This window comes from Bacteroides sp. OF03-11BH, from assembly GCF_003604005.1.
GTDB lineage: Bacteria > Bacteroidota > Bacteroidia > Bacteroidales > Bacteroidaceae > Bacteroides > Bacteroides ovatus.
This window is the reverse complement of the sequence record NZ_QTMW01000015.1, coordinates 22,479-40,558: the sequence shown is the minus strand read 5'-3', so window position 1 is coordinate 40,558 and position 18,080 is coordinate 22,479. Positions and strand designations below refer to the sequence as shown.

The window sequence follows — 18,080 nt, the reverse complement described above, 5'->3', positions numbered from 1 at the left end:
CAGTAAGTTATCCATAGGATATAGAGCGAGCCTCTGTAGTCTTTTCAAAGACTATGGAGGCTCGTTTATTTATTAGGATCATATAGAATCCGTTGTTGGCGGATTCTCTTCTACAAAATAGTGACGCTATCCAATATAAATAGTGACGGTATATGACAACGATACCGTCACTATCCTAAGCATATACCGTCACTATTTTTTCTATATCAATCAGGAGTCTTGCATTTATTTATGGCGTATATCAACAACGATTTCTGCTTGATCTATTTTTTACGTTTGAATTATTTATTCAAAGCTTTCATGAGTTCTTTTTTCATGGTGTCTACTCCGGGAAATCCAGTTTGTTTGAAGGTGATATTACCCTCCGGATCAACAACAAAATAAGTGGGAACTCCTCGGATATTGAAGTTGGACATTAGAAAGCTCCATTGCTCATTTGTCACACGGAAATGCTCACCATGAATATCGGTAATCATGTTTTCCCAGGTACCTTTGGGGGAAGTTTCGCCTGTGATGTAGAGGTAGATAATATCCTTGTCTTTTAATTCCTCTTTCATTGGGGTGATGGCTTTATTAGCTGTGCGACAAGGGCCACACCATGTTGCCCAAAAATCAACTAACAGTGTGTGTCCCCGGAATTTAGAGATAATGGATGGGAATAAATCTTCATTGGAGACTTGTCCAGTCTCGTTAACAGTGAAGCCTGTCTTTCTTTTGTTTAATTCTATCTTTTTTATTATCTCTTTGTTAACTTGAGTAAGCATCTCTGCATATACCGGGGAAGAAAAAGTCTTTAATTCAACATTCTGTTCTGCTGTTAACGGGGTAAAATCCTTAATGGATTGATATAGCTTATTAAATTTAATGTTATCGAATAGAGGTCCCTGTCCCGTTCTTAGTGTCTCTTTAAGTACATCTAAAGAATTCGGCAGAAAGTTTATTAAATATATCGTTGACGCGTAATATTTGCCGTATAAAGCTTTAAGAGTGTTGATAGAACTGAATTCCTTCAGTATGTCATAGTAGCCTTTGGGAGTATCGATGTGGGTATTATAAAAATAATCGTCTGTCTGTTCTCTATTCAGTTTGTTAACAGCAATATATGCAGATTTTAGTTCTCTCTCTGTCATGGCGATTTTGCCAGTCGCATCCAGGTCTACCAGGATATTTAATAGCTCTTTGCACGCATTGCTGTATGGGGATTGCGCAATTTCTTTTCGAACGGATGGAAGGCGCTCAAGTACATAAGCTTTATATTCATCTGCACTTTTCCCGACAATGTCATTGTACATATCCATGTAATAAACGCTTTTTAATACAATATCTATATCTACTGAAGCTAATTCTTGTTGTAGGCTAGCCAGATAACCATTGAAGTATACAGGCTCTCCATACGTTTTATCTTTTCTTTGTAGATGTGCTTGTCTGCGGCAAAGTTCCTTTGTATTTATAATGAGTGATGTCTCTTCATTGGGAGCTATCAGACATTCAATCCAACCAAAAGGAAATTCCAATGCTACGCTTGTGACAGATGCAACCTTTACTTCCGCCAGGAAAGTGCCGTCCTCCTTGATTTTTATGATATTCTGTTCGTTGTGGATATTCAGTGCAGGACTTTCTATGTGCATCTTCACTTGCTTTATCATCTCTTTTTGATAGTCTAGTATTTTTCCTTTAAGGGTGGCAGTTCCATAGGCTAACTTAGGAGTCGGCAATATCGCTTTCTTATTTATTTTGTGCACGACTGCTTCTTTGGGAAGTTTCTGTTTATAGAATGCGTCCTTATCCAGTTGTATGCCCCATATCTTATATGCTCCGTCAAAATCCCCTTCCGAGAAGTCCAGACTGGTTACATTTTCGGGTATGGGAGGAAATTGTAATTGGAATTCCGCTTCTCCTGATTCCGGCATCCAGAACTCTTTATCTAATGTGATTCCAACTCCTCTTCGAATGGGATAAAGCATTCCATTGTTGTCTTTCAGGAAACTGCCCGTAGCTATTTTTATCCAATATTTAGGATGATAGAAAGCCTTTATATACACTGTTGTCACTGTATCACTCATGACAATTTTATCGACCTCAATACTATTGGAACTCCATGCAAGAAAAGGAGGACGCTCGATCACTCTGTCTTTGGCTTGTATGGTGCAGGTTATGCAGAATATCAAACCGATAATCCATACGAATCTTTTCATGTGAATAATGTTTTATTACACGAACAAATATAAGGATCTTTTTATAACTATCCTTGTAAAAAACTAAAAAAGAAATGATTTTTTTGTACTGGAGAAGGATATATCCGGCTCCGGGGAGAAAGGTGTTTCCCACCGATGAACGCCCCGTTCCTCACCGATGAGGAAAGGGGGCGGCACCGGAGAGAGAAATTACTGTAACCTGAATACGATAGGAATGGTATACTTGACAGAAACAGGTTGTCCTTTTTGCATTCCTGGTTCCCATTTAGGCATATTACCCACTACGCGTACGGCTTCTGCATCCAGTGACGGAGATACACTGCGTAAGACTTTGATATTCGACAAACTTCCGTCTTTACTAATAACCATCTGTATGATGACTCTGCCTTGCTCCTTACTTTTTTGAGCGATGACGGGATATTTGATACTTCTAGCCAGATATTGGAACAGACCGGCTTGTCCTCCCGGAAATTTAGGCATTACTTCTACCATGGTGAATACTTCGTCTTCATTTTCTCCTTTTACACTGCCTCCCTCTGGAGTTGGATCATCTTTTGCAGCATAGCCCACCACCACTACTTCATCCATGTCGGACTGCTTTACTTCTTCTGCTTTGGGAAGTTCAGGACCGGATAGCCGGAAAGCAACAGGAACTGTAAATTTCACGTTCACTGCTTCCCCCCTTTGTTTGCCGGGTTTCCATTTGGGCATGGCGGCAATTACACGCATGGCTTCCTTGTCGAGATACGGATTGACACTTCGCTCCACTTTCGTATCGGCTATGCTTCCGTCCTTTTTGACAGTAAAGCTTACAATCACACGTCCTTGTGCACCGATTGCATGTGCTTCAGCCGGATATCTGACGTTCTTCGATAAGTAGTCCATCAGTGCCTGTACTCCTCTCGGAAAATCCGGCATTTCTTCTACAACCTGGAAGACAACGGAATCTGGTACACTTTTGATTTGAGTTTCCACCATTTCCTTTTCTTGCTTATCCCGTGGAAGTGTAGTTCCTTGAATATCTTCTGTAGGAAGTTCCGGAATATCCGTAGTTTCAGCTTGCATGGCAACTTCTTTTGTTGCTTGTCCCATCATTTCTTTGGCAAATTTTTCAGTGGTACGTGCTACCATTTCGATGTTACTGACAATCATTAAGATAGCAGCCAAGGGAAGAAACATCAGATATTTTGTCCTTCCTATTTCTTTCGTTCTTCGTTTATTCATCATTTTAATACGATTTTTGAGTGGTAAAACATTGAAACTATTTGATAAATTTGCTGCAGCCTTGTGATGTGCCAGTCCCAACAAATGGTACTGGTATGATTTACTATCATGCCCCGTCTCTAATACACGGTGATCTGCCATGTATTCGAGGTTTCCTCTGACTTCCCGTTTCATCAGCCAGATAAATGGATTGAACCAGCAAAAGATACACATTATCTCGCTGATAAGCACGTCTACCGAATGGTATTGACGGGCGTGGGTCTCTTCATGAGTAATAATTTCACTGATTTCAGATTCCGTATGTGATTGTGGGTGTATGAATATCCAGTGGAAGAAAGAAAAAGGGCAGGTTTTTTTCTTTAATAGATGTACGCGTACTCCTTGTATCTTGCTTTTTGAGCATTGGAAGTGTAACCGGATGATGCTACCCAGTTGTACAAAGAAACGTGTGGCTGGTAATAACATTCCGCTCCAATAGATAACTTTCGCGAGCTGCATGATAAACTCTTGCCAGTTCATTGCAGGCTCTTGTAAAGGAGTAACTACTTGCTCCGGAAGGATGATGGTTGCATAAAGATCTGCCATTGCCACCATCGGTTCGTGAGCTTTTATCCATCCCTGAATATTCAGTAAAGGATAAAGCATGGAGATGGCAAAGAAACATAGCAAAGCCATCCTACGCCAATGGAAGAAGGTGTCTTTATGAAAAAACAACCGATAGAATGCATAGAACAGAGCTATCGCTACATTTATCTTTAGAAAATAAGCTAGTTCCGGAGTCATGGTGATGAATGTTTTCTATTAATTTTCTTTTCCTTTTTCAATGAGTTCGATAATATCTTTGAGATCATCGGTCGAAATTTTCTGGTCTTTGGCAAAGAAAGAAACCATTTCTTTGTAAGAGTTCTCAAAGTAGTTACGAACTACGCCACTCATAAAATGGCGTTTATATTCATTTTCGCGAATGGCAGGAGTATATTGGTAGGTATTACCCACACGTTTCGGTGTGACATATCCTTTCCGCTCGAGGTTTTTTACGATAGATGCTACTGTGGTATAAGGAGGTGCCGGTTGCGTATACTTTGCAACAATGTCTTTTACGAAACAGCATTGTAACTCCCAAATGTAGATCATTACTTCTTCTTCTTGTATAGTTAACTTTTCCATGGAGATGTTGTTTAATTACGAATACTTCGCAAATCTACGAATATTTCGTAAGCAAGCAATAGCTAGTCGGTTAATAATTGTAAATGTATAAATCTTGCAAGAATATTTTAATAGTCTTATTGCGTGGAAAATATTTAAGCATAAAAAAAGACAGGATGAGCATTATTTTTATCTAAATAGTCACACTTTAATAACATTTATGCAAAAAATAGAGTGTGTCGGATTTTTTTATATAAAATAAATGAAATATATTTGCGGCTACAAAACATACGTTAAATACGGAAGAGTGCGTTTCAATACTTTAATCGGTTGCGAATAATTCCCCACACTTCAAACAGAACTATTAACTAACAATGCCAACCAAAGGGAAGAGGAAGGCAAACTAAAAAATGAATGATATGAAAAAAGGTTTGATTTTTGTGCTATTTGCACTTGTTTCTATCGTTTCTTATTCTCAGATTTCTTGGAATGCCAAAGTTGGTATGAACATGAGTAACTTTACTGGGGATATGGATACTGACATGAGGATTGGATTCAATGTAGGCGTTGGCATGGAATATCAGTTCTCTGATATGTGGTCTATTCAACCTTCGTTGATGTTCACTCAAAAAGGTGCTAAACAGGATGAAGTGAAAATGAATCCAATGTATTTGGAGATTCCGGTATTGGCTGCTGCAAGATTTGCAATTGCTGATAACCAGAATATTGTAGTGAAAGCTGGTCCTTATTTTGCATTTGGTATTGCTGGTAAGTGTAAAATTGGTGATGAAAAAATTGATTTCTTTGGTGACGGTGATGATCAATTTGGAGCAAAAAGATTTGATGCAGGTCTCGGTGTAGGCGTTGCTTATGAAATTAATAAATTCTTTATTGACTTATCAGGAGAATTTGGTTTGGCTAAATTGGCTGATGGTGACGGTGCACCGAAGAACATGAACTTCTCTATTGGCGTAGGTTACAAGTTCTAAACTTATTATACTCTCTTTATAATATCTCTAAAATCCCTCGTTCTATACTCTCTTGGAACGGGGGATTTTTTTATATCCTTATTAATAAAAAGAAAAACGGCATATCCCATTGAAAGGATACACCGTTAATTCTCTCTCTTGTAATTCTTACTCATTAATCACTTATCTGCTTGGATAAGTTTGCTTTCTCTTTTAATTCTTTGTATCTCTCTATTGCATGTTTGCGACTCATCAGTATTTGCCAGCGGTATACCCAACAGGTGGTCAGGAAATAAATGCCGGCTTGCAACCACAAAGCCTTATATTCAAAAGCTACTTCACTAAGAGTGGCTCCCATATTGTTGATTTTTACAAAGCCGTTAATTCCAAACGTTGAGGGGAAGATGTAGGATACATACTTCCAAAACGGAGGAATAGCTGCTCCCGGCCAGGAAATTCCTGAAATAAATAACAGGGGGACTGATGTGAATACAAAAATCAGCATACACGTTTCCCGATTGCGAATGGCAATAGAAGCTGTCATCGCAAAGAAGATACAAGCCGCAAGATAGGGGACAACGAATAATATTAATGAACTGGGTTGCCCAATTTGGTTGAGGCTAAACAATCTTGGAACGACATAAAGTACGTAGAAAGCTACCAATATATAAACTAGGAAATAACTCAATCCTTTTCCTAATACAATTCGTAACGTCCCGCTATAGTGACGATTAATAGGTACAAGATCCTTAAATCTGTTGTTCTCACGAGCAGTTCCTGCAGCGAGACCGATGCCGAGCAATAATGTCTGTTGGATAATCAATACCAATACAGCAGGAATCAGGAAAGCGGCGAACCCGGCAGTGGGGTTGAAGATGGAGATTTCTTCATATTCTATCGGATAAGCAGTGATTTCATCCTGACGGTCGGTCGTGTTTCCGCTACGTGCAATTTTGATATCCCTGTTCATATCCAGAGAAACGGCAGTGTTGGCAAGAAGCATCGATTTATAGTATAACAATCCGCTCATGTCGCAATAGATACTGACTTGTGTCTGTTTTCCTTTGGCAATATTGTCGCTGAAATCCGAAGGGATATAAATGATACCATACGCACGCCGGTTCTTTAGCATTTGTTTGGCTTCTTCCATATCAGCACAGTAAGAGACGATTTGAATATCGGGTGTGGCATCTACCTTACGGAGATATTCACGACTAAGAGATGAATGTGAATCGTCTACAACAACGGCAGGAACTTCACGCACTACTTCGTTGTCATAAATGAAACTATACAACAACGGATAACCTAATGGGACGAGTATGAAAAATATCAGCACCCCCTGGTCGCGGAAAGTTGTCTGAAACTCCCGCTTCCAGATATAAAACAGGTCATTGATGCCTTGGGCTATCTTGTCTTTTAATTTTATATCTTTCATTTAGGGTATATATTTATAGTAAACCAATGCTTCCTTCAGGCGATGAACCACAAAGAAGGGGAGCATCATAAATATTAATAGTGCCATATAGTTGGTCCATGAGTAAGCCATACTATATCCGTTGAGTGCTTGATCGACGTAAATCAGGAAATAATGCCGCAACGGGAATAGATTACTCAAAGCCTGTAGAACAGGATGCATAGCCATGACCGGGAATGAAAAACCGGAAATGGAGAACGATATGACTCCCCACAGGGAAGCAAAACTTAATCCGAGTCGTAGAGTCGGCAGAGTTCCTACCATAACAATACCACAACATTGAGATGCTAGTACGAGACACAGTGTGGCGAATATCATCGGGAATATGCCGCTGTTGCAAGGAAAATGCAGAAATCCATACAGGTATACATTATAAAATATACCCATAATGAAAAAGACTATTGTGTGGGGAAGCAGTTTTCCTGCCAATGCAATGTAAATGGAGTTGTTACTCATTCGTAGCCATTCGCGGGCAGTGCGATCCTTGATTTCCACACCGATTGAATAAACGGTAACCATAAATATTAATAGCATGAGTACTCCCGGTATCAGTGTATTACATAAGTATACCGAATAGTTCAGCCACGGATTATTTAGTGGGTGTGTATCAATTACGATCGGTTGCAGATAAGCCATAGCCTGATTCTCTGTCGCACCTTTGGCATACAGCATCGTCCGGGCTGCAGCTCCGGAGGTGAGTTCTCCCATCATTTTCATATCCCTGAACAATAGAGAGCCTGCAATCAGGTATGAGTAATTGGTATAGAAAGAGATCGTTGGCTGCCGTTGGCTTTGTGCCTCTGCCGATAAACCCTTGGGGAGATAGAAGAACCCGTAGATTTTTCCCTCCTGCATGGCAATACGCGCATCTGTTACATTGCTGTAATGAGCTACAACCCCTGTCTGCGAAAAAGCATCCAGATTGCGGACAATATTACGGGAAGTAGACGAATCATCCATGTCCACCACTCCCGCAGGAAGATCCTTGGGAAGCCCCGAATCCATTAAAGTGGTGAAGAATATATAACAAAACAGCGGGGCAATGACCATACAGAAGAGATAGAGCGGGCGTGATACCAATCGCCGGCACTCTCTTTGCATAACCTGCCACAAAGCTATATATTTCTTTTCTCTCTCTTTCATGGTTACTTGTCAATGATAACAGACATACCCGGACGGAGATTTTCCACTTTCTCTACCGGGGAAGCTTTCACCTCGAATGTTTTCAGATCAAATTGTCCGGTCGTTTTGGTTGCTTTCCAGGCAGCATAAGTGCCTAAGTCTTTCAGATAATATACTTTGAGCTGGATCTTTTTATTATCCAGAGCAGGAATGATAGCTTCGAACTCCGACCCCATCGTCAGGTTCTTGAGCAAATCTTCGCGTACATTGAATGTTACCCACATATCGTTGAGTTCAGCGATATTCATGATAGGAGCACCGGTACCAACCAATTCGCCTACCTTCGGGAATATTTCAGAAACTTCCCCGGCAGCCGGAGCAATGAGATAAGTCTCCTTAATATACGATTCAACTTCGGCAACAGCTCCTTTCGCCCGGTTTACCAAAGCTTCCGCAGCCATCTTATCTTCACGTTCCGCTCCATTCTTCGCCATGGTATATTGTGCTTTGGCAGCTTTCTCTGTTGCAATACTTGCGTCCCGTTGCGCAGTCACTTCATCCAGTTTCTGTGCAGGCATCACTCCCTGTTCGTAGAGATTCTTGATGCGTTGATATGATTTCTCGGCAATGGTAACGCCTGCCTGGGCTTTTTGCCACATTTCATAAGCCGCCTGGATTTGTTCCTCACGCGCGCCTTTGATTGCTTTTGCGTTTTGTGCCTGTGCGGCAGCTTCAGCAGCCCGTGCCTGTTCCATTTTTGCTACCACGTCAGGAGCTTCCAAAATGGCCAGCGTATCCCCGGCATTGACACTTTGGCCTTCTTTCACGCGAAATTCCAGTATACGTCCCGGAACTTTACTTGAAACGCGATATTCGGTAACTTCAGCCTGTCCCTGTATAATTTCAGGACCTTTGCGGAGCATGAAGAAACCAACGACTGCAACGATTGCAATAACTCCCAACAGAGTAAGGAATGCAAGAAGCATATTGCTGTTTTGTGATTTTATAGGTGCCATATGATTTATGAATTATGATTTATGGATTGTGATTTATAGATTGTGAGTTGGTTAGAGATTGGGTTGTTTCTGATTGGGTTCTTAACTTTATTTTTCCGAATCTTATTTATTTCAGCGTTCCCAAAGACTTCTTCAGATAGATTTCCGTCAGCTTCACATCTATTTGCGCGTCAATCTTTTCTGAATGAGCAGACAACCATGCTGTTTGTGCTTCAAGAACATTGCTGGTGGCAATCACTCCTTCTTTAAAACCAAGTGTTGCATAGCGTAGATTTTCTTCCGCTTTTTCCATGTTTTTAGAAGACATTACCAGTTTCTTACCAGCTTCTTTTACCTTGAATGCAGCCTGATTGACCTGCAACTCTATTTTTTCACGAGCATCCTGAAGTTGGTACTGTGCAATACGAGCTTCGGCTTTTGCCGCTCTGGTTTTATAAATACCTTCTCCCCAGTGCCATATAGGTATCTGTACCATAACTCCCACATTCCACATACCTTTGAACTTGTTTTCAAAGCTGTTGAAAACAGAGGGATTGGTTACCATATAATTCCCCATCAATGCGATGGATGGAAGATGCTCCGCACGGGTTACATTTACTTTCTGTTTATAAATCTGCGTTGCCAATTCGAGGCTACGTATCTCCGGACGATTCTCATAAGCGGTGGATAGATCGAAATGAGGGTCCGTTGTCAGTAGTGGAATGTCTTCCATATTTTCGTCTGCCAGTGTGATGGGAGAACTAAGATCAATACCACATAGTTGACACAGCAACATTCGCGCAAGACTCAATCCGTCTTCCACTTTAGTCAGTGTCATTTCGGCTTCATTTACCTTGACGCGTACAGACAAACCATCCGCTTTGGTGGCTACTCCTTCATTAATCATTTTCTCTACATCGCTGTCCAGCTGTTGCAGAAGCTTTAGATAACCTTCCGCCAACTTCTTCTTATTAACCAGTGAAATGACTTGCCAATAGGCTTGGTCCGTACTCATGATTACTTCCTGCATACCGCCGTGATGTTGTTCTTGAGCCAACTCTTCGGCATACTTTGTTATTTTGTTGTACGCCCGGATTTTCCCGCCCATGTATAAAGGTTGTGTCAATGTAATGGCACCTGCATAGACATTTCGGGTGTCTGTACGGAGTGCATCCACTAAAGAGTTTCCCGCTTGATCGAGGGCGGGCAGCACCGCTCCTAATTTTCCACTTAAGGAAGAAATAAGTGGTGCCAAGTCAGGATGTGCTGTTGCAATCTCGGTTGCAGCTTGTTGGATGGGGCCAGCCAGATTCGTTCCTAACCCTGAAAGCGCGGCTTTCTGGTCATTGTTTAATAATGAAAACTCTTTCTGGTTCCTCATGTAAGCTCCCGTTGCCGAGAAATTAGGCAAATAATTTGTAAATGCAGCTTTTCGTTGATAATGAGCCGCACTTATTTTTTCATTGCTTATCAACAAATCTTTGTTGTTGGCAAGAGCTAATGCGCGGCAACTATCCAGACTTAGAAAGCTCTGCGCTTTTACTGTAAAAGTGAAACTTAACAGAAATGTCAGAAGAAAAACTTTTTTCATCGCATCTTGCATATTAATAAGGTGGTACTTCTATTTTAAATAACCCTGTTCTTATGCAATTTGTTTATTAAAGTAGTCTGTTTTTTTGTACTTGTTTACTTAAACAATAATTGCATAAACAACGATGCAAATGTATGTGCTTTCTGTGAGAACTCAAAACGAATTAGCTTTTTTTAGAAATATAGTGGGGTAGGATTCTGTAGAAAAGAAAGAAGGCTGTTCCTCGTAGTGAAGAACAGCCTTTCTTGATATATAAAGTAAGGGGATTAATTACAGAGCACCTACTTCTTTCAAAGCAGCGTTCGTTCCGTGAACAGCTTTTGCGCTAGCTGCGAACTTAGCTTTTTCATCTTCGTTCAAATTCAGTTCAACGATCTTTTCGATACCGTTCTTGCCGAGGATTACAGGAACGCCGATGCAAAGATCTGATTCACCATATTCACCTTCCAATAATACAGAACAAGGAACCATCTTCTTTTGGTCGTGAAGGATAGATTCAACTACGAATGCTCCTGCTGCACCCGGTGCATACCATGCAGAAGTACCCAGCAATTTAGTCAGCGTAGCACCACCTACCATAGTAGCAGCAGCAACTTCTTCCAGTTTTTCTGCAGAGATGAAATTAGCTACAGGCATACCTTTGTAAGTAGCGAAACGAGTCAAAGGAATCATCGTAGTATCACCGTGACCACCGATAACCATACCTTCTACTTCGTTAGCGTTGCAACCGATAGCTTGAGACAAGAAATATTTGAAACGAGAGCTATCCAAAGCACCACCCATACCGATTACACGGTTTTTCGGCAAGCCCAGAGCTTTCAATGCCAAATAAGTCATTGTATCCATCGGGTTGGAGATAACAACGATGATAGCGTTAGGAGAATATTTCAACAGGTTTTCTGCTACCGATTTAACGATACCAGCGTTCACACCGATCAGTTCTTCACGAGTCATACCCGGTTTACGAGGAATACCTGAAGTAATCACAACAACGTCAGAGTTAGCAGTTTGAGCATAGTCGTTCGTGCAGCCTACCAATGTAGTGTCGAAACCCAACAATTGAGCTGTCTGCATCATATCCATTGCTTTACCTTCTGAAACGCCTTCTTTAACGTCCAGCATTACTACTTCGTCTGCTACTTCATTAAAAGCAAGTACATTTGCACATGTAGCACCTACGTTACCTGCGCCTACTACGGTTACTTTTGACATAATACTATATATTTAAAAAGTTGATAATTTGTTTTATCTTTTAGCGCGACAAAATTACAACGATAATCCTGATTAAAGAAATTTTTCCGTAATAATTTTAGTTAAAGGTCGAAGTTCTCCGGAATGGATAGCTATCATGAAAAAAAAGTAGTCGAACAAGCCGTTGGCAAGCGTGGAAGAGAAGTGGAGAATAAACAACGAAAACGATACAAAAACGAGGGTGTTCGGAGAGGGCTGTACGAAGCGCTGAAACGCCCGCCAGTAAAGGGGAAAAACCCAATGAAAACCAGTAGAGTAGAGAAGAGTAGAGAAGAGAAGAGTAAGTAAAAGTATTATTTCTGTTATAAACAACAGCAATAATACTGGGCAGAGAAGATGGCTTTGGATGCTGCCGTTGTCGGTTCGGACCACTTCGTCGGTGCCGTTTCTGTTCCCGTGTCCCTCATGAACTGTTCGTCCGGCAGATAACCGACTTTTGTCTGGTAGGTTGTTGATGCTCGCCCGGTGGGTAACGGACATTCACACGGTAGATAACGTACGTTTGTACGTTAGGTAAATTCTATATTATTTCTCGGGCTACCGCTTCACTAAAAAATAATTTCAATACTGGTTTGCTAAAGTGTCATTTGCTTCAAAACCAGTACGCAAACGAGGTAAAAGTCGCAAATAAGGCTGCTCCGATCAGGTAATGCCAGTGGCCGCTTAGGATCATAAAGGAGAATCAGTCGGGGTACTTTGCGTCTGTCGGCTCGGCCTGGTTGACTGGTTAATAAATTAAAATTGCATAGATTAGTCGGGAGTTTTTCAAAAACTCTCACTTTTTATACTTGACTTCTGTTGCGAAATGATTACTTTTGCGCACGTTATCAATTCACAACTGAAACTATGAGTAAAAAAAGCCTTCTTATTGCGGCCGTGGCTATCTTGGTGATAGCTATTATTGGTATTACTTATTTATTGTTTACCGAAAAACAAGCTAACCGGGAGTTAGTGCAGGAATTCCAATTAGATAAGGAAGATCTGGAAAACGAATATACCCGTTTTGCACAACAATATGATGAGTTAAAGATGACGATTTCTAATGACTCTTTATCTCAATTACTGGAACAGGAACAATTGAAAACTCAACGTCTCTTGGAAGAACTTCGTACAGTGAAGAGCACGAATGCTACAGAGATTCGTCGTTTAAAGAATGAGTTGGCTACTTTGCGTAAGGTAATGATTGGATATATTAATCAGATCGACTCTCTGAATAAACTGACTGCACAGCAGAAACAGGTCATAGCTGAAGTGACTCAAAAGTATAATCAGGCTTCACGACAGATCGATAACCTTTCTGAAGAAAAGAAGAATCTGAATAAGAAGGTGACGCTAGCCGCACAACTCGATGCAACTAATATTCGTATCGAACCACGCAATAAACGTGGTAAAGTGGCGAAGAAAGTGAAAGACGTGGTGAAGTTAGCCATCAGTTTCACGGTCGTGAAGAATATAACCGCCGAAAACGGTGAACGTACCATCTATGTACGTATAACCAAACCCGATAATGATGTACTGACCAAGAGTGCATCCAATACTTTCCCTTATGAAAACCGTACATTGGTTTATTCAATTAAGAAGTATATTGAATATAACGGAGAAGAACAGAATATCAATGTGTTTTGGGATGTAGAAGAATTCTTGTATGCCGGAAACTACCGTGTTGATATCTTCGAAGGTGGTAATCTGATTGGTTCGCAGACCTTTATGTTAGATTAATATCGGGGTATTCTTTTTCTCTACCGATATTCTATTTTCTTCTATATTAGCTAACCCGATGGTCTGTTTTTAATATTTCTTCGGGCAACAGTTGTTCTTTTATGGATGAACTGGGGAAAGAACTGCATAAATAATTGCAATAATATACAGAAAATAGGGCGAGCGTAGCATGAATTTGCAGACAATATGCGGCTTTTTAATCATGGAAGCCTTCGTTGGATTAAAGCCAACGAGATGTCCCTCACCGAGGAACTTATCCTTCCTCGGTGAGGGACATCTCATTTCTCGGTGAGGAACTCATATAGGAATGATTAGAAGCTATTTTTTTCTCTAGTTTGTATGTAAATAAAGGTAAGGAGAAACTGATAAAATGAATGACTGTTGTCTATAAAAGAATGATTTGCAAGTGTAATCAGTATATTTTAATCTTATTGAGTAAATATAGGGGAAAATAATGTTAATCTGATTTCTGAAGATCGTAAATCCCAGCCCTTTTTGTCTTTAGTTGGAATCTATACCCAAAATTGTTGCATTCTCACCAGTTTGAATGTCCCTTTTTTTAGAAGTTCTATTTTTAAGTACCGTATAGTTGAATCGGGTGATGAGGAATAACGGTTGCATAATGTGAACTGCTTACCGTCTTCCGTCAGCTCCCCACATCATCTTGCTGCGGAGTGTATCGAAAAAAATGTGATTAAAACGTTTCACTACCTTTACGCTGTAATCTGCCCGGCGAATGGTTAGTTGAGTCGTTTCTTTGCAAGTTTCGCTCCTCCCGTCAATGGCGACGAGGAAGTTGTGACTTCTGCTTTCTACATCTAATGTAATCTCCCAGTCATCCCGAATAACGATAGGGCGGACGTTGAGACTATGTGGAGCCACCGGAGTGATGGCAATAGTGTTGGAATGAGGAACGATGATCGGGCCTCCTACACTCAAAGAGTAGGCTGTGGAACCTGTTGGAGTGGCAATTACTAACCCGTCAGCTTGATAAGTATTCAGATACGCGCCATTAATAGCTGTCCGGATACTAATCATAGAGGAGCTGTCCCGTTTGAGAATAGCTATTTCGTTGAGGGCATAAGGAGAATCTTGGAGATGTTTGTCGTTGCAGATCAACTGAAGTACGCTCCGTTCTTCCACACTATATCTGCCGTTTTGGATTTCATCAAATGTTTCCTCCATTTCCTCCGGCGAAATATCTGCCAGAAATCCTAAACGTCCTGTGTTAATTCCCAAAATAGGAATCCCTTTTCTTCCTACGCGGCGGGCAGCTTTCAGAAACGTTCCGTCGCCTCCGATGCTGATTACCATATCGGCAGTAAAATCATCACCATCAAATAATTGATCTGCTTCAATATCCATATTTTCAGAAACTAGGAATTGATAAAATTCCCTGCACATACCAATCTCTGCTCCCTGTTTCTTTAAAAGTTTAAACAAGGTGACAGCATGAGAGGACTTTTTAGCCTGATAAGTATTTCCGAAAATGGCGAATTTCATAAGCAATATCATTAGTTCAGGATGCAAATTTGGCATTTTTTCTTGGATTTCTACTTTAAATAACCAAAAAAGAACCCATAATGCGTTTCGTATTATTAGGCAACTAATAATAATATTTGTATTTTTGCGGCAAATATAACGTAGAACTATGACTAAATTAAGTGTAAACATAAACAAGATTGCTACGCTAAGAAATGCTCGCGGGGGAAATGTGCCCGATGTAGTAAAGGTAGCGCTTGATTGTGAATCTTTTGGGGCTGATGGTATCACCGTTCATCCCCGTCCTGACGAGCGTCACATTCGTCGTTCTGATGTATATGATTTGCGTCCTCTGTTGCGGACTGAATTTAATATTGAAGGTTATCCGTCTCCGGAATTTATTGACTTGGTGTTGAAAGTAAAACCTCATCAGGTTACTTTTGTACCCGATGATCCTTCACAGATCACCTCCAATTCAGGTTGGGATACGAAAGCAAATCAGGAATTCCTGACGGAAGTTCTCGATCAGTTTAACAGTGCCGGCATTCGTACTTCCGTTTTTGTGGCAGCCGATCCTGAAATGGTGGAATATGCGGCAAAAGCAGGGGCGGATCGCGTCGAACTGTATACTGAACCTTATGCGACGGACTATCCGAAGAATCCGGAAGCAGCTATCGCTCCTTTTATCGAAGCTGCAAAGACTGCCCGTAAACTGGGTATCGGATTGAACGCCGGTCATGATTTAAGTCTGGTGAATTTAAATTATTTCTATAAAAACATTCCTTGGGTGGATGAAGTGTCTATCGGACATGCGTTGATTAGCGATGCACTGTATCTGGGACTCGAACGTACCATTCAGGAATATAAAAACTGTTTACGCTCATGAATGCAATGATCTTGTTAGCCCAAGGGGCTATGAATATGGCCGACTCACTGGCTACTGCCAACCCCGTGCTGACGGAGGTAAACGCTCCGGAAATGAACATGCTTGATATGGCTGTCAAGGGTGGATGGATTATGATTGTATTGGGCGTACTGTCGGTTATCTGTTTCTATATCCTGTTTGAACGTAACTACATGATTCGCAAAGCAGGAAAAGAGGACCCCATGTTTATGGAACGGATTAAAGACTATATTCATAGTGGAGAGATCAAAGCGGCTATTAACTATTGCCGTACGATGAATACCCCTTCGGCACGTATGATAGAAAAAGGAATCAGCCGTCTGGGACGTCCTATTAACGATGTGCAGGTAGCTATTGAGAATGTGGGTAACATTGAAGTTGCAAAGTTGGAAAAAGGACTAACTGTGATGGCAACTATTTCCGGAGGTGCTCCAATGCTCGGATTTCTCGGTACGGTGACCGGTATGGTACGCGCATTCTACGAAATGGCGAATGCCGGAAGTGGAAACATTGATATCACTTTGCTTTCGGGAGGTATCTATGAAGCTATGATTACAACGGTCGGTGGTCTGATTGTCGGTATCATCGCTATGTTTGCCTATAATTATCTGGTGATGCTGGTAGACCGTGTGGTAAATAAAATGGAATCTCGTACAATGGAGTTCATGGACCTGTTGAACGAGCCTGCAAAATAATTGGCAGATGGGATTAAAAAGAAGAAATAGAGTATCGCCCAATTTCAGCATGGCCTCCATGACGGACGTCATCTTCCTGTTGCTGATATTCTTTATGATAACCTCTACGGTGGTGTCGCCCAATGCCATAAAGGTATTGCTGCCTCAAGGCAAGCAGCAGACTTCGGCCAAGCCGCTGACAAGAGTGGTTATCGATAAGGACTTGAATTTCTATGCCGCTTTCGGCAATGAAAAAGAGCAGCCGGTGGCGCTGAACGATCTGACTTCATTTTTGCAGAGTTGTGCAGAGAAGGAACCGGAAATGTATGTGGCATTGTATGCAGATGAATCGGTACCTTATCGTGAGATTGTAAGGGTATTGAACATTGCAAACGAGAATCATTTTAAGATGGTGCTGGCTACCCGCCCGCCTGAAAATAAATAAGAAACAATGGACAGAAGAAAAAAGGGTGAATACATAGGAGCGCTCGGTGCACTGTTGGTGCATGTGGCAGTGATTGCTCTTTTGATTCTGGTGAGCTTTACTGTCCCCCAACCGGATGAAGATGCAGGCGGAGTGCCTGTGATGATGGGAAATGTAGACGCAGCAAGTGGTTTCGATGATCCCTCTCTGGTAGACGTGGATATTATGGATGAAGATGCGGCAGCACCGCCTGCGGAAACAGAACCGCAACTCCCTTCTGAACAGGATTTACTGACACAGACTGAAGAGGAAACGGTCACTTTGAAGCCTAAGACGGAAGAACCGAAAAAAGAGACGGTGAAACCTAAAGAGATGGTCAAGCCGAAAGAACCGGTGAAGAAGCCGGAAAAAACGGAAGCGGAAAAAGCTGCAGAAGCGAAACGACTGGCAGAAGAAAAAGCGGAACGTGAACGTAAGGCTGCCGAAGAAGCTGCCAGAAAGAGGGTGTCCGGTGCGTTTGGAAAAGGAGCGCAAATGACAGGAAATAAAGGAACAGCGGCTAGTGGCACGGGAACCGAAGGTAGCAAGGAGGGTAACTCTTCTACCGGAGCGAAGACCGGAACCGGAGGTTATGGAACATTTGACCTTGGCGGACGTTCTTTAGGTACGGGCAGTTTGCCGAAGCCTGTATATAATGTGCAGGAAGAAGGACGTGTAGTGGTGAATATCACCGTGAATCCTGCAGGGCAAGTGATATCGACCAGCATTAGCCCTCAAACGAACACTGTAAATTCCGCTTTGCGTAAGGCGGCGGAGGATGCAGCTAAGAAAGCCCGTTTTAATACGATCGATGGAGTGAATAACCAGACAGGGACAATCACCTATTATTTTAACTTGAGATAGTATCATTA

Annotated in this window: 15 protein-coding genes; 6 read left to right on the top strand and 9 right to left on the bottom strand. The window is 41.4% G+C overall.

Annotated features, from left to right (window positions below; genetic code table 11):
• Positions 1-281: 281 nt before the first annotated feature.
• The 3 genes from DXA54_RS13055 to DXA54_RS13045 form a co-directional block, all read right to left on the bottom strand.
• The gene (locus tag DXA54_RS13055) at positions 282-2,195 is read right to left on the bottom strand and encodes a TlpA family protein disulfide reductase (protein WP_120079665.1); all 1,914 of its coding nucleotides are present in this window, start codon (positions 2,193-2,195) and stop codon (positions 282-284) included.
• A 189-nt stretch (positions 2,196-2,384) separates the two neighbouring features.
• A complete protein-coding gene (locus DXA54_RS13050; RefSeq protein WP_120079663.1) occupies positions 2,385-4,202 on the bottom strand; it encodes a M56 family metallopeptidase in 1,818 nt (605 codons plus the stop codon).
• Between the two features lie 18 nt (positions 4,203-4,220).
• Positions 4,221-4,586: a BlaI/MecI/CopY family transcriptional regulator gene (locus DXA54_RS13045; RefSeq protein WP_004305524.1), complete on the bottom strand. Its 366-nt coding sequence runs from the start codon at positions 4,584-4,586 to the stop codon at positions 4,221-4,223.
• Positions 4,587-4,984: 398 nt separating this feature from the next.
• Here DXA54_RS13045 and DXA54_RS13040 point away from each other — a divergent pair, with 398 nt between their 5' ends.
• The gene (locus DXA54_RS13040) at positions 4,985-5,554 is read left to right on the top strand and encodes a porin family protein (RefSeq protein WP_004314733.1); all 570 of its coding nucleotides are present in this window, start codon (positions 4,985-4,987) and stop codon (positions 5,552-5,554) included.
• Between the two features lie 154 nt (positions 5,555-5,708).
• On the opposite strand, the gene DXA54_RS13035 is transcribed toward DXA54_RS13040, so the two are convergent.
• The 5 genes from DXA54_RS13035 to mdh all read right to left on the bottom strand — a co-directional run bounded on the left by DXA54_RS13035 (position 5,709) and on the right by mdh (position 11,927).
• The gene (locus tag DXA54_RS13035; RefSeq protein WP_120079661.1) at positions 5,709-6,968 is read right to left on the bottom strand and encodes an ABC transporter permease; all 1,260 of its coding nucleotides are present in this window, start codon (positions 6,966-6,968) and stop codon (positions 5,709-5,711) included.
• Positions 6,969-8,150 carry an ABC transporter permease gene (locus tag DXA54_RS13030; RefSeq protein ID WP_120079659.1) on the bottom strand — a complete coding sequence of 394 codons (1,182 nt, stop codon included), beginning with the start codon at positions 8,148-8,150 and terminating at the stop codon, positions 6,969-6,971. It abuts the gene before it with no gap.
• A 2-nt stretch (positions 8,151-8,152) separates the two neighbouring features.
• Positions 8,153-9,145 (bottom strand): HlyD family secretion protein, encoded by a 993-nt coding sequence (locus DXA54_RS13025; protein WP_004297231.1) that lies wholly within the window; start codon positions 9,143-9,145, stop codon positions 8,153-8,155.
• Positions 9,146-9,251: 106 nt separating this feature from the next.
• Positions 9,252-10,715: a TolC family protein gene (locus DXA54_RS13020; protein WP_004305509.1), complete on the bottom strand. Its 1,464-nt coding sequence runs from the start codon at positions 10,713-10,715 to the stop codon at positions 9,252-9,254.
• Between the two features lie 270 nt (positions 10,716-10,985).
• Complete coding sequence (gene mdh / locus DXA54_RS13015) at positions 10,986-11,927, bottom strand: malate dehydrogenase (RefSeq protein ID WP_004297234.1); 942 nt, start codon at positions 11,925-11,927, stop codon at positions 10,986-10,988.
• An 885-nt stretch (positions 11,928-12,812) separates the two neighbouring features.
• Here mdh and DXA54_RS13005 point away from each other — a divergent pair.
• Positions 12,813-13,685 carry a hypothetical protein gene (locus tag DXA54_RS13005; protein WP_004297244.1) on the top strand — a complete coding sequence of 291 codons (873 nt, stop codon included), beginning with the start codon at positions 12,813-12,815 and terminating at the stop codon, positions 13,683-13,685.
• A gap of 633 nt (positions 13,686-14,318) precedes the next feature.
• On the opposite strand, the gene DXA54_RS13000 is transcribed toward DXA54_RS13005, so the two are convergent.
• A complete protein-coding gene (locus DXA54_RS13000; protein WP_004305502.1) occupies positions 14,319-15,188 on the bottom strand; it encodes an NAD kinase in 870 nt (289 codons plus the stop codon).
• Positions 15,189-15,336: 148 nt separating this feature from the next.
• Between DXA54_RS13000 and DXA54_RS12995 the strand changes: the two genes are divergently transcribed.
• Genes DXA54_RS12995 through DXA54_RS12980 form a run of 4 tightly spaced genes read left to right on the top strand, consistent with a single transcriptional unit; the run spans position 15,337 to position 18,072 of the window.
• Positions 15,337-16,053, top strand: a complete 717-nt coding sequence (locus DXA54_RS12995) for a pyridoxine 5'-phosphate synthase (protein WP_118032033.1) — start codon at positions 15,337-15,339, stop codon at positions 16,051-16,053.
• Entirely contained in the window at positions 16,050-16,766 is a 717-nt protein-coding gene (locus DXA54_RS12990; RefSeq protein ID WP_004297248.1) for a MotA/TolQ/ExbB proton channel family protein, read from the top strand. Before DXA54_RS12995 ends, DXA54_RS12990 begins: the two co-directional genes overlap by 4 nt.
• Before the next feature lie 7 nt (positions 16,767-16,773).
• Positions 16,774-17,190 carry an ExbD/TolR family protein gene (locus DXA54_RS12985; protein ID WP_004305499.1) on the top strand — a complete coding sequence of 139 codons (417 nt, stop codon included), beginning with the start codon at positions 16,774-16,776 and terminating at the stop codon, positions 17,188-17,190.
• A gap of 6 nt (positions 17,191-17,196) precedes the next feature.
• The gene (locus tag DXA54_RS12980) at positions 17,197-18,072 is read left to right on the top strand and encodes a cell envelope integrity protein TolA (RefSeq protein ID WP_004315466.1); all 876 of its coding nucleotides are present in this window, start codon (positions 17,197-17,199) and stop codon (positions 18,070-18,072) included.
• Positions 18,073-18,080: the final 8 nt, after the last annotated feature.